The organism is Sphaerisporangium siamense, from assembly GCF_014205275.1.
In the GTDB taxonomy this organism is placed as follows: Bacteria; Actinomycetota; Actinomycetes; order Streptosporangiales; family Streptosporangiaceae; genus Sphaerisporangium; species Sphaerisporangium siamense.
Genome location: NZ_JACHND010000001.1, coordinates 7,842,798 through 7,866,672 on the forward strand (window position 1 = coordinate 7,842,798; position 23,875 = coordinate 7,866,672).

The following is a 23,875-nucleotide window of genomic DNA, read 5'->3' on the forward strand; positions in this document are numbered from 1 at the left end:
GCGTCCCGGCATTTCAAGCGATCAGTCTCTCAGGTGGCGCCACCGCCCGGCACGGGGGGCGTGCCGGTAGGTTGGTGCCGTGACACAGACGAGACTCGAGCCCGGCGACGCCGCACCCGACTTCATCTTGCCCGATTCCACGGGCCAGGAGGTCGGCCTCAAGTCCCTGCGCGGCACCCGGGTCATCCTCTACTTCTACCCCGCGGCGATGACGCCCGGGTGCACCAAGCAGGCCTGCGACTTCCGCGACAGCCTGCAGAGCCTCGCGGCGGCGGGCTTCGCCGTGCTCGGTGTGTCCAAGGACACCCCGCAGAAGCTGGCCAAGTTCGCCGAGCGCGACGCGCTGAACTTCCCCTTGCTGTCCGACCCCGACCTGGCCGTCCACCAGGCGTACGGCGCCTACGGCGAGAAGACCATGTACGGGAAGACGACGGTCGGGGTGTTGCGGTCGACGTTCGTCATCGACGCCGACGGCAAGATCGAGAAGGCGCTCTACAACGTGAAGGCCACGGGGCACGTCGCCCGCCTGCGCAAAGATCTCGGACTCGAATAACCGGTACGGCGACCGCCCGGCGCTCAACTATTATGGCGCATGCCGTAAAAGCCCGGGGTCGTAGCCCAATGGCAGGAGGCACAGGTTTTAGGTACCTGACAGTGTGGGTTCGAATCCCACCGACCCCACTCCGGCCCGGGCAACAGGAGAGCCGCCTCCACCTGAGTGGAGGCGGCCCGGCCGTGTCAGCCCGCTGGGCATGGGGCGTCTGGCGTCGGAAGGGCGAATTGCTCAGGGGCCCCCGGGGCCGCGTGGCTCATCCCCCTTGCCACGCGACCCGTCGTCTTTGCTCCCCGGCATCACAATCTCCCTTTACTCACCCGAAGGTGGCTCCCACCGACAACTATCCCTTAGGCCCCGTAAGCGGGCTGTAAGCGGTTTTGTCCCGTACGACCAGGGTCGTAGACCGAGATCCCTCTTCAGAGGGAAGGGGGATGAGCTGCGCGTACGTAGGGTTGGGGCGTGTTCGGACGATTGCGCGCCCTGACAGCGCGCCACAGCCGCGTGGCGAACGCGCTCCTGCTCGTTCCGCTGATCGTTCTGAGCCTGATCTCCGCCGAGGCGTACTCCCGCACGACGGCGTTCCCGGGCGGCGTCCGCCTCACCGTGGCGTCCTACCTCGGCCTGTCGGCCCTGCTCATCGCGCCACTGCTCTGGCGGCGCACCCGTCCCGTGCTGACCTTCGCCGCCGTCTCCGCCGTCGCCTTCGCGCAGTGGCTCATGCGCGTCGACGTGGTGCCCGCCGACCTCGCCGTCCTCGTGGCCATGTACGGCGTCGTGTCCCGGTGCGCGCTGCGCTGGGCCATCCCGGCCGGCCTGGTCGCCGAACTCGGCGCGTGCCTGGCCCTCGTGCGGTGGCAGGGCCCCACGTTCGGCGCCTACGCCTCCATCTCGATGTTCGTGGTGGCCCCCTGGGTCGGCGGCATCTACGCGAGCGTGCGGCGCCGCTACCTGGAAAGCCTGGAGGAACGGGCGATGCGCGCCGAGCGCGAGCGCGACCAGCAGGCCCGCATCGCCGCCGCCGCCGAACGGGCCCGCATCGCCCGCGAACTGCACGACGTCGTCGCCCACAACGTCAGCGTCATGATCGTCCAGGCCGACGGCGCCGGGTACACCATGGACAGCGACCCCGAGAAGGCCCGCCGCGCCGTGCAGACCATCTCCAGCACCGGGCGGCAGGCGCTGGCCGAGATGCGCCGCCTCGTCGGCGTGCTGCGCGAGGACGCGGGGCCGGAGGAGGACTACGCGCCCCAGCCCGGCGTCGCGGAGCTGGACGACCTGGTCGCCCAGATCAGGCGCTCGGGGCTGCCGGTCGAGTTCACGGTCAGGGGAACCAGCCGCGACCTGCCGGAAGGCGAGCAGCTCGTGATCTACCGCATCGTCCAGGAGGCCCTCACGAACGCGCTCAAACACGGTGGCCCGGGTGCCCGCGCCACCGTCGAGATGGAGTACGGTGCCCGGGAGATCCAGCTGCGGGTCACCGACGACGGGCGCGGCGCGGCGGCGCCCGCGGGCGTCGCCGGGCACGGGCTGATCGGCATGCGCGAGCGCGTCGCCATGTACGACGGCAGCGTCAAGGCCTCCCCGCGGCCGGGAGGCGGGTTCCAGGTGGCCGTGCGGCTCCCGGTGAGCAGGGCGGCGTGATGACCGACGATGGGGGCGGCGGCGTGACCATCAGAGTGGTGCTGGTCGACGACCAGGAGCTCGTCCGCGCCGGGTTCCGCATGGTCCTCGGCGCCCAGCAGGACATCGAGGTCGTCGGCGAGGCGCCCGACGGCGACGCCGCCGTCCGCCTGCTCGGCTCGCTGGCGGCCGACGTCGTGCTCATGGACGTGCGCATGCCCCGCATGGACGGCGTCGAGGCCACCCGGCTCGTCACGGCACTGCCCGAACCACCCAAAGTGCTCATCCTCACCACGTTCGACCTGGACGAATACGCCTTCGCCGCGCTCAAGGCCGGCGCCTCGGGGTTCCTCCTCAAGGACGTCCCGCCGTCCGACCTGATCAGCGCGATCCACTCCGTGCACGCCGGGGACGCCGTGGTCGCCCCCAGCACCACCCGGCGGCTGCTGGAGCGCTTCACCGCCCACCTGCCCGGCAAAACCGCCCCCGAGCCCGAGGCGCTGCGCAGGCTCACCGCCCGCGAGCGCGAGGTCCTCGTGATGGTCGGCCGGGGCATGTCCAACGCCGAGATCGCCGGCCGTCTCGCGCTCGCCGAGGCCACCGTCAAGACCCACCTCGGCCGCGTCCTCGCCAAGCTCGGCGTCCGCGACCGCGCCCAGGCCGTCGTCTACGCCTACGAGACCGGCCTGATCACGCCGTACGGCGGCGCCGCCGGCCGGTGACGCGCCCGCTCGGCGCCCCCGGCCGGTGACCGGCGCCGCTCAACCTTTCGGCCGAGTTCGAGGTACTTCAGGGGTCGCACACCGCCCGCCGGGCCAGTCCCCGGGCGTACGGGAAGTCCGTCCCCAGGGCTCATGGAACCCGGCTCCCGCGGCCATAGCGTTGAGATCACTGCAGATCAACGCTTTCCCGCTTCAAGGAGCCAGATGTGACCATCACCGGAGAAGAAGCCCTCCGCCGGGCCGCGCCGGCGGCCGTCGTCGCGCGCGGCGTGACGAAGGTCTACGGCCAGGGCGACGCGGCCGTGCACGCGCTGCGCGGCGTGGACGTCGGGTTCGAGACCGGAGCCTTCACGGCGATCATGGGTCCGTCGGGCTCCGGCAAGTCCACGTTGATGCACTGCCTGGCCGGGCTGGACAGCGTCACCGAAGGCGAGGTGCGCGTCGGCGACGTCGACATCACCCGGTTGAACGACAAGCAGCTCACCATGCTGCGCCGCGAGCGGGTCGGGTTCATCTTCCAGGCGTTCAACCTGCTGCCCACGCTGTCGGCCGAGCAGAACATCCTGCTCCCGCTGGACATCGCGGGCCGCCAGGCCGACCCCGAGCTGTTCAAGGTCGTGATCCGCACCGTCGGGCTCGGCGACCGGCTGAAGCACAGGCCGAGCGAGCTGTCGGGCGGCCAGCAGCAGCGCGTCGCGGTGGCCCGCGCCCTGATCAGCAAGCCGCAGGTCATCTTCGCCGACGAGCCGACCGGCAACCTCGACTCCCGCAGCGGCGCCGAGGTGCTGTCCTTCCTGCGGACCTCGGTGCGCGAGCTGGGCCAGACCATCGTCATGGTCACCCACGACCCCGTCGCCGCCTCCTACGCCGACCGCGTGGTGTTCCTCCGGGACGGCATGCTGGTGACCGAGCTCACCCACCCCTCCCCGCAGAGCGTGCTCGACACGCTGATGAAGCTGGAGGGCTGAGGTGCTCAAGAGCACTCTGGCCGGGCTGCGCGCGCACAAGCTGCGGCTCCTGCTCACCTCCCTCGCCATCACGCTCGGCGTGGGCTTCATCGCGGGCACGTTCGTGCTCACCGACACGATCCAGTCCGACGTCACCCAGCGGATCGCCGCCTCCGCCGACAAGGTGGACGTCGCGGTGCTGCCCGCCCGCCCCGACGGCGAGTCGCCGGGCCGGCTGGGCTCCGGAGACCTGGAGAAGGTCCGCGGCGTGACCGGCGTCGCCGACGCGCAGGGCGTCGTCCAGGGCGAGGCCCCGCTGATCGGCAAGGACGGCAAGGTCGTCGGCGACTTCCCCACCGCGGGCGTCTCCATCGTCACCGGCAGGCTCGCCCGCACGACCATCACCTCCGGCGTCGCGCCCACCGCGGCCGACCAGGTGGTCCTCGACGAGAACACCGCCAAGACCCGCGACTTCAAGATCGGCGACACCGTCCGCGTCCTCGGCCGCGACGGCAAGCCCAAATCCTTCCGCGTGGTCGGCCTGTTCGACGTGGGCGTCGACCAGCGGATGGCCATGACCGGCGCCGTCGGGTTCACCGGCGCGACCGCGCAGGCCATGACCGGCGAGAAAGGCTTCGCCGAGATCGACGTCGCCGCCGCGCCCGGCGTGACGCCGCAGACCCTGAAGGCGTCCGTCACCGCCGCGCTCGGCGGGGCGGGCCACAAGGTGCGCACCGGGCAGGAACTGGTGGACGAACTGGCCAAGGCCAACGGCGCGGACATGCAGTTCATCACCATCGGCCTGCTGATGTTCGGCGTGGTCGCGATGCTCGTGGCGGCGCTCGTCATCTACAACACGTTCAACATCCTGATCGCCCAGCGCAGCCGCGAGCTGGCGCTGCTGCGCTGCATCGGCGCCACCCGCAAGCAGGTCTTCGGCTCGGTGCTGCTGGAGTCCGTGGTCGTCGGGATCATCTCCTCGGCGCTCGGCCTGCTGGTCGGCTACGGGCTCGGAGCCGGCGCCATCGCCGTGGCCGGGGCCATGGGGCAGGACCTGCCCGTGGTCGGCGTGTCCCTCGCGCCGAGGACCATCGCGCTCGCGCTCGCCATCGGCGTGCTCGTCACCGTCGGCGCCGCCCTGCTGCCCGCCCGGACGGCCACCCGCGTCGCGCCCATCGCCGCGCTGCGCAGCCAGACCGACGAGCAGACCTTCCGCGCCGGCGTGCTGCGGACGGTGTTCGCCGCGCTGTTCCTGATCGCCGGCGTCGGCGCCACGGCCGCAGGCGTCATGGCCACGCCCGGCCCAGAGGCCCTGTTCATCGTCATGGCCGGCGGGGCGCTGACCTTCTGCGCGGTGCTCATCCTCGGGCCCGTCATCGTCAAGCCGCTCAGCGCGTTCGCGGGGTGGCTGCCCGCCAAGCTGGCGGGCGTGCCCGGCAGGCTCGCCGTCGACAACGCGCGGCGCAACCCCAAGCGGTCCGCCACCACGACGATCGCGCTGACGATCGGCGTGACGCTGATGACGCTCATCTCCGTCATCACCGCCACCACCCGGGCGACGATCTCCGCCCAGCTCGACGACCAGTTCCCCGTCGACTACATGGTCATGTCGCAGGGCTCCCTCACCGACCGCGACGCCCCGGCCGGCGTGCCGCCGGAGCTCGCCACCGCCCTGCGCGCCCGGCCCGAGCTCGCCTCGGTGGTACAGATCCGCCAGAGCGACGCGCGGGTCAACGGCGGGCGCTCCGAGTACCAGGTCGGCACCTTCGAAGGGCCCTACAAGGCCGTGGCCGCCAAGGGCACCACGCAGGGGTTCACCGGCTCCACCGCCATGCTGAGCACGAGCGCGGCCAAGGAACTCGGCGTCTCCCCCGGCGGCACGCTCGCGCTCGCCACCCCCAAGGGCGGAACCGTCGACGTCAAGGTCATCGCGACCTTCGAGGACTCGGCGCCGCTGCCCGCCATCACCGTGCCCGCCGCCGGGTTCGCCACGTGGTTCGGCGCCATGAACGACGAGCAGGTGCTCGTCAACGCCAAGGACGGCGTCGGCGCCGTGGCGTCCAGGAAGGCCGTCGAGGCCGCGGCGCAGGCGTTCCCCGCCGCGAAGGTGCTCAGCTCCACCGAGATCCGCGGCCAGTTCGACGACATGCTCGACACCATGCTCATGGTGATCTCGGGGCTCCTCGGCCTGGCGATCCTCATCTCGCTGCTCGGCATCGCCAACACCCTCAGCCTGTCGGTGCACGAACGCACCCGGGAGTCGGCGCTGCTGCGCGCCCTCGGCCTGACCCGGCCGCAGCTCCGGCGCATGCTGTCGCTGGAGGCGCTGATCATGGGCCTGATCGGGGCCATCGTCGGCGTCGTCCTCGGCGGGGCCTTCGGCTGGGCCGCCACGCAGACGCTCGTGGAGGACGTCCTGTTCCGCGTGCCGGTCACCCAGGTCCTGCTCTTCGTCGCCCTCTCCGGCCTCGCCGGAGTCCTCGCCGCCCTCCTCCCCGGCCGCCGCGCCGCCCGCGCCTCCATCGTCACCTCCCTAGCAAGCACCTAACCCGTGACACGACACCGGCCGGGACGCCTCTAACGAGTGCCGTCCCGGCCGGTGTCGTCCGCGCTCTGAGTCCTTCATCCCGGGCGATGGGACCGCCACTCTTCCGCCACCTCTTCCGGAGTGAGCAGGGGACGGATCGACAGCTCACCCGTCAGACCGTCGATGACCGCGCACCCACCCCCGGCGACATCCGGAAGCACGGACGGATCCTCGTTCTCCGGCCCCCTGGCCCAGGCGACGTACCCACCGTCAAAGGCGTGCAGCCCCACCTCGGTGGCCTGGTCCGCGGCCAACGGCCCATTGAAATACTCCTCGGCCAACGCCCGCACCTGCTCCACCGACATCCCCAACGCACTCACCACGACACCATCCCTGACTCCCCCACCGAACCTTCCGCCCCGCACCCACTCACCGCGCCCCCCTGCCCGCGCCACTCATGAGCTCCTGGCGTCAGCCGCCCTTCATCGCGACCTCCCCGCCGCTCATTCGGTCACAGTCGTCTCCCCCGGCGGTCGATCGCCACGCAGAACACTCCGGTGACCGCGCCCCGTGGCGGGTCCACGGAGGCGTGCCCGCGTTGGCCGTCCACCCAGACGACCTCACCCGCGCTGTTCAGGGCGTTCCAGGCGTGGGCGCCTCCCGAGGACCAGCGGGTGACCAGGACGGCCGCCGCGCCAGGCCCGCCCGCCCGCAGCCGCCGCGCGATGGCCGTGTACGCCCGGCGGCCCTGCCCGACGTACTCGAACCGGTGCCCCAGCCACCGCTCGGCCCGCGCCACCCCGCCCGCCTCCCCCGCCAGCGAGGGCCTGCCGAGCCGGTCGTACTCGGGCAGGCGCGCCGCGGCCACGGCCGGTTCGCCATGCCAGGTGGAGATCACCGCGAGCGCGCAGTCCACCGCGTTGGTGGCCCGGAACGGATCCTCGGCAGGCCCTTCGCCGTTGACCAGGCGGATCCAGATGCCGCGCGGGTCGGCGAAACGGGCTCCCTCAGGGAGCGCCTGACACAGGTCACGTTGCAGCTCGGGGTCGGGCCAGACCAGCCCTCCCGGCGTGCCGTACGGCCTGCTCGCGTCCAACCGGGCCGGACGCCCCCGCGTCTCGAACCAGTCATCCGCCGGAGCTTGCCACCCAGACGGAGCCGACCCCCCGGAATGCGCCGACCATTCTGACAAACCCGGCCTATCCGAGTGAGCCGGCCACTTTGACGCCCCCGGCCACTCGGCCGAAGCGGACCGCTCGTCGGACGCCGACCCACCAGACGCAGGCAACCATTCGGGTGGACCCGACCACTCCGCCGAAGCCGACCATTGAGTCGGCGCCGACCACTCGGCCGAAGCCGGCCATTCGGTCGGTGTCGGCCATTCGGACGGTGTTGACCACTCGGCGGAAGCGGAACGTTCGGGTGGGGTGGACCACTCGGTCGGCTTCGACCACTCGGTCGAAGCGAACCGTTCGGGTCGAGTGGACCATTCTGACGGAGCTGACCCTTCTTTCGATGCGGGCCGGTCGGTCGTCGGCCCGTCCAATCCATCCAGGCCGCGGGGCAGGCTCGGTGTACCGGTAGTCACGCTCGGGACCGGTGGCACGGCGGGCGGTCGAGTCTCTGATGGCGGCGAGGCCGTCTCCGACCGGAACGACGGCGTTCGTGCCCCCTCTGGAGCCACGCCGGACCGACCCGCCTCCGTCGCGGACCGGAACGAGGGCACCCCCGACCGCCGGGACACCCCTCCGGCCCGGCCAGACGATCCCCCGCCGGCTCGCGGCACTTCCGGATGCACCGCCGATGGATCCACGTGAGACGGACGCACTCCCGGCCAAGGTGACGACACCCCGATACCGGCACCGCCCCCGCCCCCCACACCGCCCCCGACGCCGGCTCCGGCTCCGGGCGCGTCCGCTCGGAGCGGCGGCTGTCTCTCTGACCGGGGCGGCGAGATCTCTGGTGAAGGAGGCTGTGGTGCGGGAGCGTGCTGGAGCGGGCCGGCGTTGGGCGTGTGCGAGGTCGGAAGGGATGGTGGTGGTGATGGTTCGTGGACGGTGACGGCGCGGGCGGGCGGACGCCATTCGCCCGGCGACGCCTCGGCCGCCAGCTCGTAGTCGCGCCAGCGGACACCGTCGGCGGTGACGACGGGGTTGTACCCCGCGCGTGCGGCGCGCCGCGACACCCCTGCCCGCGACGGCACGCCGTTATCGGTCCCGGTCATGTGTTCCCCCGTGTGTATGGCCGGACGACGCCGATCGTAGGCGGCGACACCCACGCACCACCGCCAATCCACCGCCCAACCTGGAACCACCGATCTGGCCTCCACCGCCCGCGCAGTAACCCAACGATTGCGCGAGCCAGAACACCTCCCCCTGCCGAGCCCCGTACCCCTGCCCGTACCGCACCGCCGTGCTCACTCCCCGCGATCCCACCCCAGAACTCCCGGCCTACGGCGACACCCTCCACGGTCCCGCCCAGCTGAACCCTCCACCGGGCCTAGCGCACAGCACCGCCACCACTCACCGCGATTCCACCCATGACTCCCGCCCCGGCGGATGGGACGTGTAGTGATGGGGCGTCAGTTACTTCACGACTATGAGGATGGAGTGCCAGCCGGCGGCGCCGTCGGGGATTACGGGGGCGTAGTCGGGGGTTTGGGTGTAGCCGGTGGTGTCGGTGGCGCGCACCTCGATGGTGTGTTCGCCGGGGGTGGCGTTCCAGCCGTCGAGGACCCACTGGCGCCAGGTGTCGATGCCGGGCACGTCCGCCAGGCGGGCCTGCTGCCAGGGGCCCTTGTCGACGCGTACCTCGACGGCGTCGATGCCCTTGTGCTGGGCCCAGGCCACGCCCGCGATGGGGGTGGGGCCGGGCGGGATGGTCGAACCGCCCCGGGGCAGGTCGATCCGGGACTGGGTTTTGATGGGGCCCTTGGCCGCCCAGCCGCGTTCGGTCCAGTACGCCTCGTCGCGGTCGTAGCGGGTCACCTTGATCTCGGTGATCCACTTGGTCGCCGACACGTACCCGTAGAGCCCGGGGACGACCTGGCGGACGGGGAAGCCGTGGGACAGGGGCAGCGCCTCGCCGTTCATGCCGACGGCGAGCAGCGCGTCGCGGCCGTCCATGACGACGTCCACGGGCGTGCCGGACGTCCAGCCGTCGGAGGACATCGAGAGGAGCATGTCGGCGCCGGACCGCAGGCCGGCCTCGCGCAGCAGGGCGGCGAGGCTCGCGCCGAGCCAGCGGGCGTTGCCGACGTACTGCCCGCCGACGTCGTTGGACACGCAGGTCAGCGTGACGTCGGCCTCGGTGAGCGGCCGGCGTACGAGCTGGTCGAAGGTGATCTCGACCGGTCGGTCCACCATGCCGTGGATCTTCAGCTTCCAGGTCTTGGGGTCCACCTGGGGCAGGATCAGCGCGGTGTCGACGCGGTAGAAGTCCCGGTTAGGGGTGACGAACGGGCCGAGGTCCTTGAGGCGCAGGTCCGCACCCGCGGGGATGGGCGGGAGCGCCTTGGCGGGCCTGGGCAGCGCCACCTTGGCCCGCGCCGTACCGACGTCAAGCCGCCCCCCGAGGACCTGCCCCACCAGCCCCCCGACCCCGGCCACGACCACACCTGCGGCGACACCCGTAAGCAGCCCACGCCGGTCGAACTGAGGAGGCTCACCCCCAGCCCGCATGACAACGGGCCGCACATCAACGGGCCGCACATCTGCGAGAGGCAGATCCGCAGCAGGCGCATCGGCGAGAGGCACACCGGCGGGACGGTTTTCGCCCCGCATGTCGGCAGAGTGCCGCTCCGCCCGGACGCCCCCAGGCCACTCCCCCGCCCGCACATCGGCAGCACCCTCACCCTCCCGCAGGTCGGCAGCACCCTCACCCTCCCGCAGGTCGGCGGGGCCCTCCGTCCGGACGTCGACGGGGGGCTTCTGCGTGTTGTTTGGGGCGGTTTGGGGGTTGTTGTTGGCTTGGGGTGAGGGGAGGAAGCCGGTTGGCCAGGTGCGGTGGGTGAGGGAGCGGAGGGACCAGGCGGCTGTGGCGGCGCCCAGGAGAGACGGGAGGACGTCGAGGGGGGCGGCGTCGGGGCGGGTGGCCGCGGCGGTGGCGCCCAGGGCGCCGAAGGCCAGGAGGGCGGTGCTCGCCCAACCCGGGCGGGTGCGGGCCAGCAGGCCGAGCGCGGCCGCGACCAGGGCGAGAACGATCACGATGCCGCCGATGAGCACGATCTTGTCGCTGGACCCGAACGTCCTGATCGCCCAGTCCTTCACGGCCTGCGGCGTGTGGTCCACCGTGGCGTCGCCGACCGCGATGACCGGCGCGGCCTTGGGGCTGACCAGCCCGGCGACGAGCTGTCCGACGCCGAGGGCCACGGCGCCCGCCACCAGGCCGAGCAGCGCGGCGGCCCACGCGTCCGCCCGCGAGCCAGTTCCCGTTTCCGTCGCGCGCGACCGCGTTCCCTGGTCCGTCGCGCCCGACCCTGTTTCGTCGTCCCTCGCGCGCGACCGCGTACCCTGGTCCGTCGCGTGCGACCCCGTTTCGTCGTCCCTCGCGCGCGACCCCGGTCCCTTTTCCGTCACACAGTGAACGCTACGCCCGAACTGGCCCGCGGATTCTTACGCCCCGGTGACGGGACGCTGGGTGCCGAGGAGGTCGTGCAGGACGGGTACGAGTGCGCGGAAGGCTCGGCCTCGGTGGCTGATGGCGTCCTTTTCGGGGGCGGACATCTCGGCGGTGGTGCGGGTCTCCTCGTCCGGTACGAAGATCGGGTCGTAGCCGAACCCGTTCGTGCCGCGCGAGGAGTGGATCACCGCGCCGCGCAGGACACCCTCGACCACGCGTTCCTCGCCGGAGGGCAGGGCGGCGGCGGCCGCGCAGGCGAAGTGCGCGGCCCTGCGCCCGTCGGGGACGTCGGAGATCTGGGCGAGCAGGAGCCGCAGGTTGGCGGCGTCGTCGCCGTGGGACCCCGACCAGCGGGCGGAGAACACCCCCGGCATGCCGTTCAGGGCGTCGACGCAGAGGCCGGAGTCGTCGGCGACGGCGGGCAGCCCGCTGGCCGAGGCGACGGCGTGCGCCTTGAGCAGCGCGTTCTCGGCGAAGGTGAGGCCGGTCTCGGCGACCTCGCCGATCTGGGGGAACTCTTCGAGGCCGATCAGCTCGATCTTCTCGTCGGCCTCGGCCAGGATGCGGCGCAGTTCGAGGATCTTGCCCTGGTTGCGCGTGGCGAGCACGACGCGGGCGACGGCGCTCATGACAGGACCTGCCACTGGAGCGCGGTGAGCTCCGCGGGGGCGACGGCGGTCATGACAGGGCCTGCCGCTGGAGCGTGGTGAGCTCGGCGCAGCCGGTCGCGGCGAGGTCGAGCAGGCCGTCGAGCGCGGCGCGGTCGAAGGGGACGCCCTCGGCGGTGCCCTGGACCTCGACGAAGTCGCCGGCGCCGGTCATGACGACGTTCATGTCGGTCTCGGCGGCGACGTCCTCGGTGTAGCACAGGTCGAGCAGGGAGGTGTGGCCGACGACGCCGACGGAGACCGCGGCGACCGAGTTGACGAGCGGCTCGCCGGGGCACAGCTTGCGCGCGCGCATCCAGGCGACGGCGTCGGCGAGCGCGACGTAGGCGCCGGTGATGGCGGCGGTGCGCGTGCCGCCGTCGGCCTGCAGGACGTCGCAGTCGAGCACGATGGAGTTCTCGCCGAGGGCCTTGTAGTCGACGCAGGCGCGCAGGGACCGGCCGATGAGCCGGGAGATCTCGTGCGTGCGCCCGCCGATCTTGCCGCGCACGGATTCACGGTCGCTGCGGGTGTTGGTGGACCGGGGCAGCATGGCGTACTCGGCGGTGATCCAGCCGAGGCCGCTGCCCCTGCGCCACCGGGGCACGCTGTCCTGCACCGAGGCGGCGCACAGCACCTTGGTGCGCCCGAACTCCACGAGGACCGAACCTTCGGCGTGGGCCAGCCAGTCACGGGTGATGGTGACGGGCCGGAGCTGGTCGGGCCTACGCCCGTCTTCACGTGCCATGAGGCTCACCTTAGGTCATGCACGGCCCCGCTCCGCGCCAGTTCCATGGGGCCGTCGAACCCGCCGGCGGCGGCGTCGGCGAGCACGTCCGCGGGGTCGTACCAGGGCACCAGGTGGGTGAGGACGAGGGTGCCCACGCCGGCGCGGGCGGCGTGCTCGGCCGCCTGCCTGCCGCTCAGGTGCAGGCCCTTGGGGTTGCCGGGACGGTCGCGGAAGGACGCCTCGCACAGCAGGAGGTCGGCCCCGGCGGCGAGGTCGACCAGTTCGGCGCTCTCGCCGGTGTCCGCGGAGTACGCCACCGAGCGCCCGCCGTGGGAGACGCGGAAGCCGTAGGTCTCCACGGGGTGGTTCATGAGGGCGGCCGTCATCTCGAAGGGGCCGACCGTGAACGAGCCCGGCGCGAGGGGCGTGAAGGCGAACGCGGTGTCCAGGGCGGGTTCGTCGTCCATGCCGTAGGCGGCGGCGAGGCGGCGCGGCGCGGCGGAGGGGGCGTGGACGGGGACGCGCGGCAGCGGACCGTCCGGGGAGTAGGTGCGCACGACGTGGTAGGCGCACATGTCCAGGCAGTGGTCGGCGTGCAGGTGCGACAGGCAGATGGCGTCGACGTCGTAGAGGCCGATGTGGCGCTGCAGGGCCCCGAGGGAACCGTTGCCGAAGTCGATCAGCATGCGGAAGCCCTCGGCCTCCAGCAGATAGCAGGACGCGGGACTGTCCGGGCCGGGAAAGCTTCCCGAGCATCCGACGATCGTCAGCTTCACGGCCTTCTCCCTCACCTTGCTCGCTGGATTCGCTGCGACTCGCCGGGCCCGCCGGCCCTGGCGGCTATCCCGGGTGGCCGGGCGCGGCGAGGACCTCCTCGCCCAGCGTCTCGCCGACCAGGGCGCTCTCCACGTCCGCGATCTCGGGGCCGAGGAACCGCCGCCCCAGCTCGGCGAACAGGGCGCCGTCGCCGGTGGCGCGGAACCTGTGCCGGGGACTGCGGCCGTTGCCCTGGCTGGTCAGCCCGCGGTCGTGGAGGACGCGGAAGACGTCCTTGGCGGTCTCGTCCGCGCTGGACACCAGCGTCACCCCCTCGCCCATGACGTAGGAGATGGCGCCGGCGAGCAGCGGGTAGTGGGTGCATCCGAGGATGAGCGTGTCGCAACCCTCCTCGATCACCGGCCGGAGGTAGGCGCGGGCGACCTCGATGAGCTCCTCGCTCATCGTCTCGCCGCGTTCCACGAACTCGACCAGGCGTGGGGCGGCCACGCCGGTGAGCCGGACGTCGGGGGCGGCGGCGAAGGCGTCGTTGTAGGCCATGGAGTCGATGGTGGCCCGGGTGGCGATCACGCCGACCCGGCCGTTCCTGGTGGCCCGCACGGCGCGGCGCGTGGCGGGCTGGATCACCTCCACGACGGGGACGTCGTAGCGTTCCCTGGCGTCCCTGAGCACGGCCGCGCTGGCGCTGTTGCAGGCGATGACCAGCATCTTCACGTTGTGCTCGACGAGGTGGTCCATCACCTGCAGGGCGTAGGCGCGCACTTCGGCGATGCGCTTGGGCCCGTACGGCTGGCGCGCGGTGTCGGCGACGTAGAGGATCGGCTCGGCGGGGAGCTGGTCGATGATCGCGCGCGCGACGGTGAGGCCGCCGACACCGCTGTCGAAGATCCCGATGGCGGGCTCACCGTGGCCGATGTCCTCACCGGAGGACTCCGTGACGCTGACCCACGGCGCGTGGGCGACGCTCCCTATGTCCGACATGTTTCCCAAGGTTAGGGGACCGTGGTCAATCGCTCCCGGTAAGAATGCTCACACCGCGGTAATCGTCGGCGATGATCGCCGGGATCAGGTCCCGTCGCCCCGGCCCAGGCGGGCGAGCTGGCGCGACTGGGCGACCAGGTTGCCCGCCGCGTCCCAGACCTCCACGTCCTCGTCGAACCATCCGTCCCTGATCAGCCGGCCCGAGCCGATGAGCGTGAGCCAGCCGGGCGCGGGCAGGGCGCGCAGGTGCCAGGTGAGCTCGACGGTCGGCGACCAGCCGCGGGCGCCCGCGGAGAAGGCGACCGGCGGCAGGGCGTCCACGGCGAGGGCGAGGACGAAGGGGTCGGGGTCCTGGGGCTCGGACAGGCGGAAGTAGGCGCGCGACTCGGGCCGGCCGGTGGGCGTGCCGGTGAACCAGCCGACGGTGGGCGGGTCGTAGCGCAGTTCCATGCGTTCGCTCAGCGTCATGCCGGACTCGGGTCGGGGGTCGGGCAGCGCCAGGCAGTCCTCGACGGGCGGCATGGCGACGGCGGGGGTTCCCGTCCACGTGGCCGGGGCGCCGTCCAGGGTGGCGGTGGTGACGAGCGTGTCGAGGCAGGCGTCGCCGTCGCGGACGAGGGTGGCGCGGGTCACGGTGGTGGTCCTGCCGGTCCTGAGCGGCTCCAGCACGACGCGGGCGGGGCCGGGGAGGGCGGCCTTGAGGAACTGGGCGGAGGTCGAGACGGGGTGGGGGTGGGGTGAGGCGTCGGCGACCGCGCGCAGGAGCGTGGCCATCAGGTAGCCGCCGTTGAGGGGGCCGCCGATGGAGTAGCCGGGGTCGAGGCACACGTCGTAGGTGGTCTCGTCGACCCGGATGGCCTGTGTCGCCTCGTCGAACTTGGTCATGGGCTCCCCGCGCTCCGTACCGAATGTTGTTCTGGGATCCCTCACTCTAGCGAGGGCGCCCGGTCGTGCGCCGGGGGGACGGGGGCGGCTGCGGAGGGTGACTTCCGAAAAAACGCTACTTATCCGACAGAAAGCGTCTTGCAAGCCGCTCGCTACCGGGACGATCTACTCTCATGACGCAATCCCGTGAGACAGCGAGAGTGGACCATGCCTGATCAACCGCAGCCGCCATATCCTTTCAACCAGGATCCCGACGTGACGGTGCATTACCGGACGCCCGGCTCCGGACCCACCCCGGCTGCGTACGACCAGCAGTACGGCGCGGGCCCGGCTCAGGGCGGCCACCCCCCGCAGGGCGGCTATGCCCAGCAGGGCGGCTACCCCCAGCAAGGGGGTTACCCCCAGCAGGGCGGCCCTGCCCCGCAGGGCGGCTACGCCCCGCAGCCCGGCGCTCAGGGCGGGTACGGCCAGCCCCAGCCCGGCGGTTACACCCAGCCGTATGGTTCCACGTCCTCCCAGCAGGGCGGATACGACCAGGCGTACGGGTACGGCGCCGCGCCGGCCGCCCAGCCCGGCTGGCAGGGTGGTGAGCTCGGGCCTCCGATGCCGCCGCCGCCCACGGCGAGGAAGCGGCGTGGCGGCTGGATTTTCGCGGTGATCGCGGCCGTCGTGGTGGCCTTGATCGGCGGCGGCGGCGTGTACGCCATGAACCTGCTCAGCGGCGGCGGCGCCCAGCCCGAGGACGTGCTGCCCGGCGACTCCCTGGTGTACATGCGGGTGGACCTCGACCCGTCCGCGACCCAGAAGCTGGCGCTGTTCAACCTGGCCAGGAAGTTCCCCGCGACGCGGGACAGCTTCTCCGGGGACGACCCGCGCAAGGCGCTGTTCGAGCTGCTGGGCAAGGGCGGCGCCGTCGACGGCGTGGACTACGCCCGCGACGTCCAGCCCTGGCTCGGCGACCGCGTGGGCCTCGCGCTGCGGGCCCCGGCCGGCGGGCAGGCCGAGCCCGAGGTCGTGCTGGCCGTCCAGGTCACCGACGAGGCCGCCGCGCGCGCCGGCATCGCCAAGCTCGACAAGGACAAGGCCATGAGCGGCCTCGCCTTCCGCGAGGGTTACGCGATCATGGCCAAGTCGCAGGAGGCGGCCGACCGGTACACCGCCGGGTCGCCGCTGTCGGCCGCCGCGGGCTTCGCCGCCGACCTCGAACGCCTCGGCGAGCCGGGCGTGCTCTCGTTCTGGGGCGACATGGGCAAGATCTCGAAGCTCGTGCCGTCGGAGGAGCGCGAGGCGCTCGGCCTGGTCCAGAACATGCGCGTCGCCGGCGCCCTGCGCTTCGACGGCGCCTACGCCGAGCTGACGGCCGTCTCCAGCGGCGGCCCCGCCTCCTCCCCCGGCGAGCCCGGCCGGATCGCCGACCTGCCCGCCTCCACGGTCGGCGCGCTGTCGATCTCCGGGCTCGGCGACATGGTCGCCAAGCAGTGGCCGACGCTGCTGAAGAGCCTGCAGTCCGCCGCGGGCTCCCAGGGCGGCGACTTCGTGGCCATGGCCCGCCAGGCCTACGGCATCTCGCTGCCCGACGACGTGGTGACGCTGCTGGGCAAGAACCTCACCGTGGCCGTCGACGAGCAGGGCCTGGACGGCGACATCCCGAACGTCGGCGCGGTGCTCACCACGGACGCGGCCAAGGCCAAGGAGATCGTCGGCCGGCTGGAGCAGGCCGTCGCGGCCTCGGGCACCACGGCGCCGCAGATCGCCAAGGTCGAGGCGGACGGGCGGCTCGTGCTGGCCAGCACGCAGGACTACGCGGCCAAGCTGGGCCAGGACGGCACGCTGGGCGACAGCGAGACCTTCAGGACGGCCGTCCCCGACGCGGACTCGGCGACCACCGCCTTCTACGTCGACCTGGACAAGATCGAGAAGTACTACCTGAACTCGGTGCAGGGCGACGAGCGGGCGAGCCTGCAGACGCTGAAGGCCGTGGGGATCAGCGGCAGGCAGTCCGGCGACACCGGCACCTTCAGCCTGCGGGTGCTGTTCAACTGACCTCCTGACCCGGCGCCCGGGACAGGCCACGCACGGCGAGGGCCGCCACCCCTTACGGGTGGCGGCCCTTGACGTCTCTCACGGGCGGGGACCAGGCCCCTACGCCTTTCGCGGCCGGGAACCAGGCCTCTGCCTGCTTCGCGGCCGGGGACCACACGCCCCTACGCCCAGAGCTGGCCCTCCAGACGGTCCTCCGCCTCGTCCAGGGTGCCCTCGTAGGCGCCCGTGGACAGGTACTTCCAGCCGCCGTCGGCCACGATGAACGCGATGTCGGCGCGCTCGCCCGCCTTCACCGCCTTGGCCGCCATGCCGAGCGCCGCGTGCAGCGCGCATCCGGTGGAGATGCCCGCGAAGATGCCCTCGGCGGCGAGCAGCTCGCGCGTGCGCCGCAGGGCGTCGGCGGAGGTCACCGAGAACCGGGTGGTGAGGACGTCGGCGTCGTAGATCTCGGGGATGAAGCCCTCGTCCACGTTGCGCAGGCCGTACACCAGCTCGCCGTACCGGGGCTCGGCGGCGACGATCTGGACGCCGGGCACCCGCTCGCGCAGGAACCTCCCGACCCCCATGAGCGTGCCGGTGGTGCCGAGCCCGGCCACGAAGTGGGTGATGGACGGCAGGTCCTCCAGGAGCTCCGGGCCGGTGGACTCGTAGTGGGACCGCCAGTTGGCCGGGTTGCCGTACTGGTACAGCATCACCCAGGAGGGGTTCTCGGCGGCCAGCCCCTTGGCGACGCGGACCGCCTCGTTGGAGCCGCCCGCCGCCGGCGAGGAGATGATCTCGGCGCCCCACATGCGCAGAAGCTGGCGGCGCTCCTCGGAGGTGTTCTCCGGCATGACGCAGATCAGCTTGTAGCCCTTGAGCCGGGCCGACATGGCCAGCGAGATGCCGGTGTTGCCCGAGGTGGGCTCCAGGATCGTGCAACCGGGAGTGAGCAGGCCGTCCTTCTCGGCCTGCTCGATCATCCACAGCGCCGGGCGGTCCTTGACCGAGCCGGTCGGGTTGCGGTCCTCCAGCTTCGCCCACACCCGGACCTCGGGAGACGGGGACAGGCGCGGCAGGCCCACCAGCGGCGTGCGCCCGACCGATTCGATCAGCGAGTCGAAGCGCATGGCTAGCGCGCGCCGCCGGCCACGGCGGGCAGCACGGTCACGGTGTCGCCGTCCGACACGGGGGTGTCGAGCCCGCCGAGGAACCGGACGTCCTCGTCGTTGAGGTAGACGTTGACGAAGCGCCGCAGTCCGGAGTCGTCGACGATGCGCTCCTTGATGCCGGGGTGGCGGCTCTCCAGGTCACCGATCAGGTCGGACAGCGTCGCACCGGCGCCGGTGACGGACTTCTCGCCGCCGGTGTAGGTGCGGAGGATGGTCGGAATGCGAACCTCGATGGCCATCGCGGGTCATTCTCCTTGGTTCAGTGGTCGTGACGGGGCGCTCCAACGGGTGCGAACACGCGCTGGCGGGGCGGGATTCCTGAGTTCGGGACGCTATCGGGAGACGATCAGGAACAGTCGTAGACCACGGCACAGGGAGTGTGGCCGAAAAGGTGCGTCCGCACGGGCGACGAATGCCCGGGGCGCACCCCGGCGCTCCCGAAATCCGGGTCAATCGTCAGCATGTTCCCAACTCTACAGCGTCCGCGGATTCGGGCCGATGGCCCCGGACCATCGCGGACGCCTCCCCCGGATCAGGAGGGAACGATCGTCACCTCTTCTTCGGTGACCACACCGTCCAGGATCCGGTAGGACCGGAACTGCACCTCGTCGGCGTCCGCGGTGGACACGAGCACGTAGTGGGCGTTCGGCTCGGAGGCGTAGGAGATGTCCGTGCGCGAGGGGTAGGCCTCGGTCGCGGTGTGGGAGTGGTAGACGACCACGGGCTCCTCGTCGCGGTCGTCCATCTCACGCCAGACGCGGAACTGCTCCATGGAGTCGAAACGGTAGAAGGTGGGCGAGCACTCGGCGTTCTCCATGGGGATGAAACGCTCCGGGCGGTCGGAGCCGGCCGGCCCGGCGATCACTCCGCACGCCTCGTCCGGATGATCGGCCCGCGCGTGGGCGATGATCTTGTCGACCAGCTCCCGTGAGATCGTCAGCATGCCTGGAAGTTACCAAAGGGCCCGGACCAGTGTGTCCTGCAGGTAGGTCAGCCAGTCGTAGGTCACGTACGCCGGGTAGCGCGGGTCGTCCTCGGCCATGTCGGCCAGTTCCTCGTGGATGTCCTCGGTGACCTCCAGGCGGACGCCGAGCGCGAGCCGGACATCGTTCAGCGCGCGCAGCCACGCCTGCCCCTGCTCCTGGGTGAGACGGATGTCACCCTGCTCCGCGGTCTCCAGCAGGGTCTCGGCGTCGGCGCGCTTGCCCTCGCGCAGCGTGGCCTCGGTGTAGCGGCGGAACTCGGCCGAGGCCTTCTCGTCGTCGGCGTACGCCGAGGGGAACAGGCGGGCGAGCACGGGGTCGGAGGGCTCCTCGGCCGCGCCGATGCCGAGCGCGCGCTCCAGCGGGTCCTGGCCGGTCGCGCCCGGCTCCACCAGCCCGAGGACCTGCGACACCAGCGAGCGCAGGATCGCGGCCTCCCCCGCGTCCAGCGCGATCGTCACGCCGCCGTCGCGCCCGGCGCTGAACCCCACGCTCACGCCGAGTCCCGCTGGACGGTGGCCCACAGGCCGTAGGAGTGCAGGATCTGCACGTCGCGTTCCATCTCCTCCCGGGTGCCGCTCGCCACGACGGCCCTCCCCTTGTGGTGCACGTCGAGCATGAGCTTCTCGGCCTTCTCACGGGGATAGCCGAAAACGGTCTGGAAGACGTAGGTCACGTAGGACATCAGGTTGACCGGGTCGTTCCAGACGATCGTCAGCCAGGGAAGATCGGGCCGGACGTCCATCGACGGACGTGCGACCTCAGCCGGCGCGGTACTACCCACACTCCCATCCTGCCCTAACCCGGTCGTAGTCTTCGACTTGTGAAGATGGGCATGAGCAGCGCGTTGCTGACCGATCACTATGAGCTGACGATGGTGCAGGCGGCGCTCGCCGGCGGCACGGCCCATCGGCGCTCGGTGTTCGAGGTGTTCGCCCGCCACCTGCCCGGGGGGCGCAGGTACGGCGTCGTGGCCGGCACCGGCCGCCTGCTGGACCTGCTCGCCGACTATCGCTTCGGCGACGCCGAGCTCGCCCATCTGCGCGAGAACCGGGTCGTGGACGAACGGACGCTGGACTTCCTCGCCTCCTACCGGTTCTCCGGCGACATCCGGGGCTACCCGGAGGGCGAATGCTACTTCCCCGGCTCGCCGATCATGGTGGTTGAGTCGACGTTCGCCGAGGCCGTGCTGCTGGAGACGCTGATTCTCTCGGTGCTCAACCACGACTCGGCGGTCGCCTCCGCGGCCTCGCGCATGGCGCAGGCCGCCGGCGGGCGGCCGCTCATCGAGATGGGCTCGCGGCGCACCCACGAGATCGCGGCCGTCTCGGCGGCCAGGGCCGCCTACATCGCCGGCTTCTCCTCCACCTCCAACCTGATGGCCGGGCATCTGTACGGGGTGCCGACCACAGGCACCGCCGCGCACGCCTTCACCCTGCTGCACGACTCCGAGTACGACGCCTTCCAGGCGCAGATCGACTCCCTCGGGCCCGAGACCACCCTCCTGGTCGACACCTACGACGTCGCCAAGGCGGTGCGCACGGCGGTGGAGCTGGCCGGGCCCCGGCTCGGGGCGGTCCGCATCGACTCCGGCGACCTGGCCGTGGCCGCGCACGAGGTGCGGCAGATGCTGGACGGGCTCGGCGCCACCACCACCCGCATCGTCGTCACCAGCGACCTGGACGAGTACGCCATCGCCGCGCTCGCCGCCGCGCCCGTCGACGGGTACGGCGTCGGCACCTCGGTCGTCACCGGCTCCGGGGTGCCGACCGCCGCCATGGTCTACAAGCTCGTCGCCCGCGAGGACGCCGACGGCGTGCTCCGGCCGGTGGCCAAGAAGTCGGTCGGCAAGCCGAGCAAGGGCGGCAGGAAGGACGCCTTCCGCGCGCTGCGGGACGGCGTCGCGACCGCCGAGCTGGTCACCACCCCGCCCGGCGCGCCCGCTCCCGCCGAGGCGCGTCCTCTGCTGCGCGACCTGGTCCGGGGCGGCGAGATCGTGGGACGCGAACCGCTGGCCGCCGCCCGCGACCGTCACCTGGCCTCCACCGCCGAGCTGCCCGTCCCGGCCCGCCAGCTCTCCCACGGCGATCCCGTGATCCCCACGGTGTTCTCATGAGCCCCCGGCGCACGCCCTCGGGAGGGCGGGGCGCCTGTCCTGACTTCTCCACCAATCCCCTGAAGGCCCGGCGCCAAGGCGCCCGGCCGTGCGAGTGAGGCGGTTCCCGATGAAGACCAGCCTGGTGATCGTGGACGTGCAGAACGACTTCTGCGAGGGCGGCAGCCTGGCCGTGGCGGGCGGCGCGGGCGTGGCGGCGGCGATCGGGCCGCACGCCGCCGCCGGGTCGTACGACCACGTGGTGGCCACCCGCGACTACCACGTCGACCCCGGGAGCCATTTCTCCGCGCACCCGGACTACGTCGAGAGCTGGCCGGCCCACTGCGTCGTGGGCACCGCGGGCGCCGCGTTCCACCCCGCGCTGGACACCTCGGCGGTCGAGGAGGTCTTCAGCAAGGGCAGGGACAGCGCGGCCTACAGCGGCTTCGAGGGGCGCGGCGAGGACGGCGCCGGCCTGGCCGACTGGCTGCGGGCGCGGGGCGTGGAGGCGGTGGACGTGGTGGGCATCGCCACCGACCACTGCGTGCGCGCCACCGCCCTCGACGCCGCCGCGAACGGCTTCACCGTCCGCGTGCTGCTCGACCTCACCGCCGGGGTGTCCCCGGCGACGACCGAGACCGCGCTCGCCCAACTGGAGGCGGCGGGCGTGACCCTCGTCGGCACGCCGGTCCTCGGAACGCCCTGAACCCCGGGCCGGCCGTCACCCCTGCCGGTCCGGAGCCGTAGTGGTAGCCAGGCCTAGCGGGAGCGCTGGGTGGCCCACTTGCGGATGGTCTCGATGCGCTGGCGGATCTGCTCGGCGCCGGCCTGCGCGACCGGGGGGCCGCCGCAGGCCCGGCGCAGCTCGGCGTGGATGACGCCGTGCGGCTGGCCGGTGCGGTGGTTCCAGGCGCCGACGAGGCCGTTGAGCTCCTTGCGCAGGGCCGCGATCTCTTCGTGCGGGCTCAGCGCGGGCTCGGGGCGGGGGTCGGCGGCCTTGCGCCGCCGGGCCGCCTGCTGGTCGGCCTGGTGCTTGCGCAGCAGCACCGCGACCTGGTCGGGCTCCAGCAGACCGGGCAGGCCCAGGAAGTCCTCCTCCTCGGGGGAGCCGGGCTCGGCGGCCGTGCCGAACTCGCCGCCGTCGAACAGCACACGGTCGAACGTGGCCGACGCCTCGACGGTCTCGAACGGCAGCTCGTCCCCGAGGACGTCCGGGTTGTCCTTCTTCTGCCGGGCCTCGTCGACCAGGAAGTCGTCGAGGCCGTCCTCGGGGGGCTTGCGGTCCAGGACGTGGTCGCGCTGGGCCTCCATCTCGCCGGCCAGGCCCATGAGCGTGGGCACGGAGGGCAGGAACACCGACGCCGTCTCGCCCCGGCGGCGGGCGCGGACGAAGCGGCCCACGGCCTGGGCGAAGAACAACGGCGTGGAGACGCTGGTGGCGTAGACGCCGACCGCGAGCCGGGGGATGTCCACGCCCTCGGAGACCATGCGGACCGCGACCAGCCAGCGCTCCTCGGAGACGCTGAACTGCTTGATCTTGTCGGAGGCGCCCGGATCGTCGGAGAGGACCACGGTCGCGCCCTGGCCGGTGATGGCCCGCAGGAGCTTGGCGTACGCGCGGGCGGCCTCGTGGTCGGAGGCGATGACCATGGCCCCGGCGTCGGGCACGCCCCGGCGGACCTCGGTGAGCCGGCGGTCGGCCGCGCGCAGGACCTGGGTGATCCAGTCGCCCTTGGCGTCGAGCGCGGCCCGCCAGGCCTGGCCGAGCTGGTCCTTGGTCAGCGGGGTGCCGAGGGTGGCGGTGATCTCGTCGCCCGCGCGGGTGCGCCAGCGCATCTCGCCGGCGTAGGCGAGGAAGATGACCGGGCGGACGACGCCGTCCGCCAGCGCAGGGGCGTAGCCGTAGTCGTAGTCGGAGACGCTGCGGCGGACCCCCTCGCCGTCCTCGGCGTAGGTGACGAACGGGATGGGGTTGGTGTCGGAGCGGAACGGGGTGCCGGTGAGGGCGAGCCGCCGGGCGGCGGGCTCGAACGCCTCGCGCACGCCGTCGCCCCAGGACTTCGCGTCGCCGGCGTGGTGGATCTCGTCGAAGATCACCAGGGTCCTGCGGTACTCGGTGCGGGAGCGGTGCAGCGCGGGGTGCATCGAGACCTGGGCGTAGGTGACCGCGACGCCGGTGTAGTCGCGGGAGGTGGCGCCCTGGCTGTTCTTGAACTCCGGGTCGATGGCGATGCCGACCCGGCCCGCCGCGTCGGCCCACTGGCGCTTGAGGTGTTCGGTGGGGGTGACGATCGTCACCCGCTGGACCACCCCGCGGGCGAGCAGTTCGCTGGCGATGCGCAGGGCGTAGGTGGTCTTGCCGGCGCCGGGGGTCGCCACCGTGAGGAAGTCACGGGGCTCGCGGCGGAAGTAGAGGTCGAACGCCTCCTGCTGCCAGGCGCGCAGCTTGGGCGCGGTGCCCCAGGCGGCGCGGTCGGGATAGGACGGTGACAGGTGGGACGCGGCGAACGAGCTCACCCCGCCCTCCTTCCCGGACGGCCCCGGCGGGCCGGGCCCTCGTCGTTCACATCGTCACGCTCGTGTCTGTCCCT

At 72.2% G+C, this 23,875-nt stretch carries 22 protein-coding genes and 1 tRNA gene; 9 read left to right on the top strand and 14 right to left on the bottom strand.

Annotation, left to right across the window (positions count from 1 at the left end):
• Window positions 1–79 precede the first annotated feature (79 nt).
• The 6 genes from bcp to BJ982_RS35475 all read left to right on the top strand — a co-directional run bounded on the left by bcp (window position 80) and on the right by BJ982_RS35475 (window position 6,393).
• Complete coding sequence (gene bcp, locus BJ982_RS35450) at window positions 80–553, top strand: thioredoxin-dependent thiol peroxidase (protein WP_184887410.1); 474 nt, start codon at window positions 80–82, stop codon at window positions 551–553.
• A 54-nt stretch (window positions 554–607) separates the two neighbouring features.
• A tRNA-Leu gene (locus tag BJ982_RS35455) sits at window positions 608–681 on the top strand.
• 334 nt (window positions 682–1,015) lie between these two features.
• Entirely contained in the window at window positions 1,016–2,197 is a 1,182-nt protein-coding gene (locus BJ982_RS35460) for a sensor histidine kinase (RefSeq protein ID WP_184887412.1), read from the top strand.
• Window positions 2,197–2,898 (top strand): response regulator transcription factor, encoded by a 702-nt coding sequence (locus BJ982_RS35465; RefSeq protein ID WP_203958864.1) that lies wholly within the window; start codon window positions 2,197–2,199, stop codon window positions 2,896–2,898. Before BJ982_RS35460 ends, BJ982_RS35465 begins: the two co-directional genes overlap by 1 nt.
• Window positions 2,899–3,104: 206 nt before the next feature.
• Window positions 3,105–3,866 (top strand): ABC transporter ATP-binding protein, encoded by a 762-nt coding sequence (locus tag BJ982_RS35470; protein ID WP_203958863.1) that lies wholly within the window; start codon window positions 3,105–3,107, stop codon window positions 3,864–3,866.
• Window position 3,867: 1 nt separating this feature from the next.
• Window positions 3,868–6,393, top strand: a complete 2,526-nt coding sequence (locus BJ982_RS35475) for an ABC transporter permease (RefSeq protein WP_184887415.1) — start codon at window positions 3,868–3,870, stop codon at window positions 6,391–6,393.
• 74 nt (window positions 6,394–6,467) lie between these two features.
• On the opposite strand, the gene BJ982_RS35480 is transcribed toward BJ982_RS35475, so the two are convergent.
• The 8 genes from BJ982_RS35480 to BJ982_RS35515 all read right to left on the bottom strand — a co-directional run bounded on the left by BJ982_RS35480 (window position 6,468) and on the right by BJ982_RS35515 (window position 15,012).
• Window positions 6,468–6,752, bottom strand: a complete 285-nt coding sequence (locus BJ982_RS35480; RefSeq protein ID WP_311772302.1) for an SUKH-4 family immunity protein — start codon at window positions 6,750–6,752, stop codon at window positions 6,468–6,470.
• 131 nt (window positions 6,753–6,883) lie between these two features.
• Window positions 6,884–7,468, bottom strand: coding sequence for a toxin glutamine deamidase domain-containing protein (locus tag BJ982_RS40105; RefSeq protein ID WP_239122734.1), 585 nt, complete (start codon window positions 7,466–7,468; stop codon window positions 6,884–6,886).
• A gap of 1,489 nt (window positions 7,469–8,957) precedes the next feature.
• Window positions 8,958–10,754: a molybdopterin-dependent oxidoreductase gene (locus BJ982_RS35490; protein ID WP_239122733.1), complete on the bottom strand. Its 1,797-nt coding sequence runs from the start codon at window positions 10,752–10,754 to the stop codon at window positions 8,958–8,960.
• A 231-nt stretch (window positions 10,755–10,985) separates the two neighbouring features.
• A complete protein-coding gene (rdgB, locus tag BJ982_RS35495; RefSeq protein WP_184887419.1) occupies window positions 10,986–11,621 on the bottom strand; it encodes an RdgB/HAM1 family non-canonical purine NTP pyrophosphatase in 636 nt (211 codons plus the stop codon).
• A gap of 49 nt (window positions 11,622–11,670) precedes the next feature.
• Entirely contained in the window at window positions 11,671–12,387 is a 717-nt protein-coding gene (rph, locus tag BJ982_RS35500; protein WP_184887421.1) for a ribonuclease PH, read from the bottom strand.
• Between the two features lie 5 nt (window positions 12,388–12,392).
• Entirely contained in the window at window positions 12,393–13,145 is a 753-nt protein-coding gene (locus tag BJ982_RS35505) for an MBL fold metallo-hydrolase (protein WP_184887424.1), read from the bottom strand.
• A 64-nt stretch (window positions 13,146–13,209) separates the two neighbouring features.
• Window positions 13,210–14,127: a glutamate racemase gene (gene murI, locus BJ982_RS35510; RefSeq protein WP_184887426.1), complete on the bottom strand. Its 918-nt coding sequence runs from the start codon at window positions 14,125–14,127 to the stop codon at window positions 13,210–13,212.
• An 84-nt stretch (window positions 14,128–14,211) separates the two neighbouring features.
• Window positions 14,212–15,012 carry a thioesterase family protein gene (locus BJ982_RS35515; RefSeq protein ID WP_184887428.1) on the bottom strand — a complete coding sequence of 267 codons (801 nt, stop codon included), beginning with the start codon at window positions 15,010–15,012 and terminating at the stop codon, window positions 14,212–14,214.
• Window positions 15,013–15,267: 255 nt separating this feature from the next.
• Here BJ982_RS35515 and BJ982_RS35520 point away from each other — a divergent pair, with 255 nt between their 5' ends.
• Window positions 15,268–17,055, top strand: a complete 1,788-nt coding sequence (locus tag BJ982_RS35520; RefSeq protein ID WP_239122732.1) for a DUF3352 domain-containing protein — start codon at window positions 15,268–15,270, stop codon at window positions 17,053–17,055.
• Between the two features lie 161 nt (window positions 17,056–17,216).
• Here the strand turns inward: BJ982_RS35520 and BJ982_RS35525 are convergent, their stop codons facing one another.
• From BJ982_RS35525 to clpS, 5 genes are all read right to left on the bottom strand, one after another.
• Window positions 17,217–18,164, bottom strand: coding sequence for a PLP-dependent cysteine synthase family protein (locus BJ982_RS35525; RefSeq protein WP_184887432.1), 948 nt, complete (start codon window positions 18,162–18,164; stop codon window positions 17,217–17,219).
• 2 nt (window positions 18,165–18,166) lie between these two features.
• On the bottom strand, window positions 18,167–18,445 hold the full coding sequence (locus tag BJ982_RS35530) for a MoaD/ThiS family protein (protein ID WP_184887434.1): 279 nt from the start codon (window positions 18,443–18,445) through the stop codon (window positions 18,167–18,169).
• Between the two features lie 293 nt (window positions 18,446–18,738).
• Complete coding sequence (locus BJ982_RS35535) at window positions 18,739–19,149, bottom strand: M67 family metallopeptidase (RefSeq protein WP_184887436.1); 411 nt, start codon at window positions 19,147–19,149, stop codon at window positions 18,739–18,741.
• 9 nt (window positions 19,150–19,158) lie between these two features.
• A complete protein-coding gene (locus tag BJ982_RS35540; RefSeq protein ID WP_184887438.1) occupies window positions 19,159–19,686 on the bottom strand; it encodes a DUF2017 domain-containing protein in 528 nt (175 codons plus the stop codon).
• Window positions 19,683–19,973, bottom strand: coding sequence for an ATP-dependent Clp protease adapter ClpS (gene clpS, locus BJ982_RS35545; protein WP_184887440.1), 291 nt, complete (start codon window positions 19,971–19,973; stop codon window positions 19,683–19,685). Before clpS ends, BJ982_RS35540 begins: the two co-directional genes overlap by 4 nt.
• 45 nt (window positions 19,974–20,018) lie before the next feature.
• Between clpS and BJ982_RS35550 the strand changes: the two genes are divergently transcribed.
• Both BJ982_RS35550 and BJ982_RS35555 read left to right on the top strand, forming a co-directional pair.
• A complete protein-coding gene (locus BJ982_RS35550) occupies window positions 20,019–21,305 on the top strand; it encodes a nicotinate phosphoribosyltransferase (protein WP_184887442.1) in 1,287 nt (428 codons plus the stop codon).
• 109 nt (window positions 21,306–21,414) lie between these two features.
• On the top strand, window positions 21,415–21,990 hold the full coding sequence (locus BJ982_RS35555) for an isochorismatase family protein (protein ID WP_184887444.1): 576 nt from the start codon (window positions 21,415–21,417) through the stop codon (window positions 21,988–21,990).
• Window positions 21,991–22,043: 53 nt separating this feature from the next.
• Here the strand turns inward: BJ982_RS35555 and BJ982_RS35560 are convergent, their stop codons facing one another.
• Window positions 22,044–23,801, bottom strand: coding sequence for a DEAD/DEAH box helicase (locus tag BJ982_RS35560; RefSeq protein ID WP_184887446.1), 1,758 nt, complete (start codon window positions 23,799–23,801; stop codon window positions 22,044–22,046).
• Window positions 23,802–23,875: the final 74 nt, after the last annotated feature.

What these genes read in the sequence shown, in the direction of transcription:
- BJ982_RS35525 (WP_184887432.1), bottom strand. Translation starts at nt 18,164, where the DNA reads ATGCGCTTCGACTCGCTGATCGAATCGGTCGGGCGCACGCCGCTGGTG.
- BJ982_RS35530 (WP_184887434.1), bottom strand. Translation starts at nt 18,445, where the DNA reads ATGGCCATCGAGGTTCGCATTCCGACCATCCTCCGCACCTACACCGGC.
- BJ982_RS35465 (WP_203958864.1), top strand. Translation starts at nt 2,197, where the DNA reads ATGACCGACGATGGGGGCGGCGGCGTGACCATCAGAGTGGTGCTGGTC.
- rph (WP_184887421.1), bottom strand. Translation starts at nt 12,387, where the DNA reads ATGGCACGTGAAGACGGGCGTAGGCCCGACCAGCTCCGGCCCGTCACC.
- BJ982_RS35555 (WP_184887444.1), top strand. Translation starts at nt 21,415, where the DNA reads ATGAAGACCAGCCTGGTGATCGTGGACGTGCAGAACGACTTCTGCGAG.
- BJ982_RS35535 (WP_184887436.1), bottom strand. Translation starts at nt 19,149, where the DNA reads ATGCTGACGATCTCACGGGAGCTGGTCGACAAGATCATCGCCCACGCG.
- rdgB (WP_184887419.1), bottom strand. Translation starts at nt 11,621, where the DNA reads ATGAGCGCCGTCGCCCGCGTCGTGCTCGCCACGCGCAACCAGGGCAAG.
- BJ982_RS35550 (WP_184887442.1), top strand. Translation starts at nt 20,019, where the DNA reads ATGGGCATGAGCAGCGCGTTGCTGACCGATCACTATGAGCTGACGATG.
- murI (WP_184887426.1), bottom strand. Translation starts at nt 14,127, where the DNA reads ATGTCGGACATAGGGAGCGTCGCCCACGCGCCGTGGGTCAGCGTCACG.
- BJ982_RS35515 (WP_184887428.1), bottom strand. Translation starts at nt 15,012, where the DNA reads ATGACCAAGTTCGACGAGGCGACACAGGCCATCCGGGTCGACGAGACC.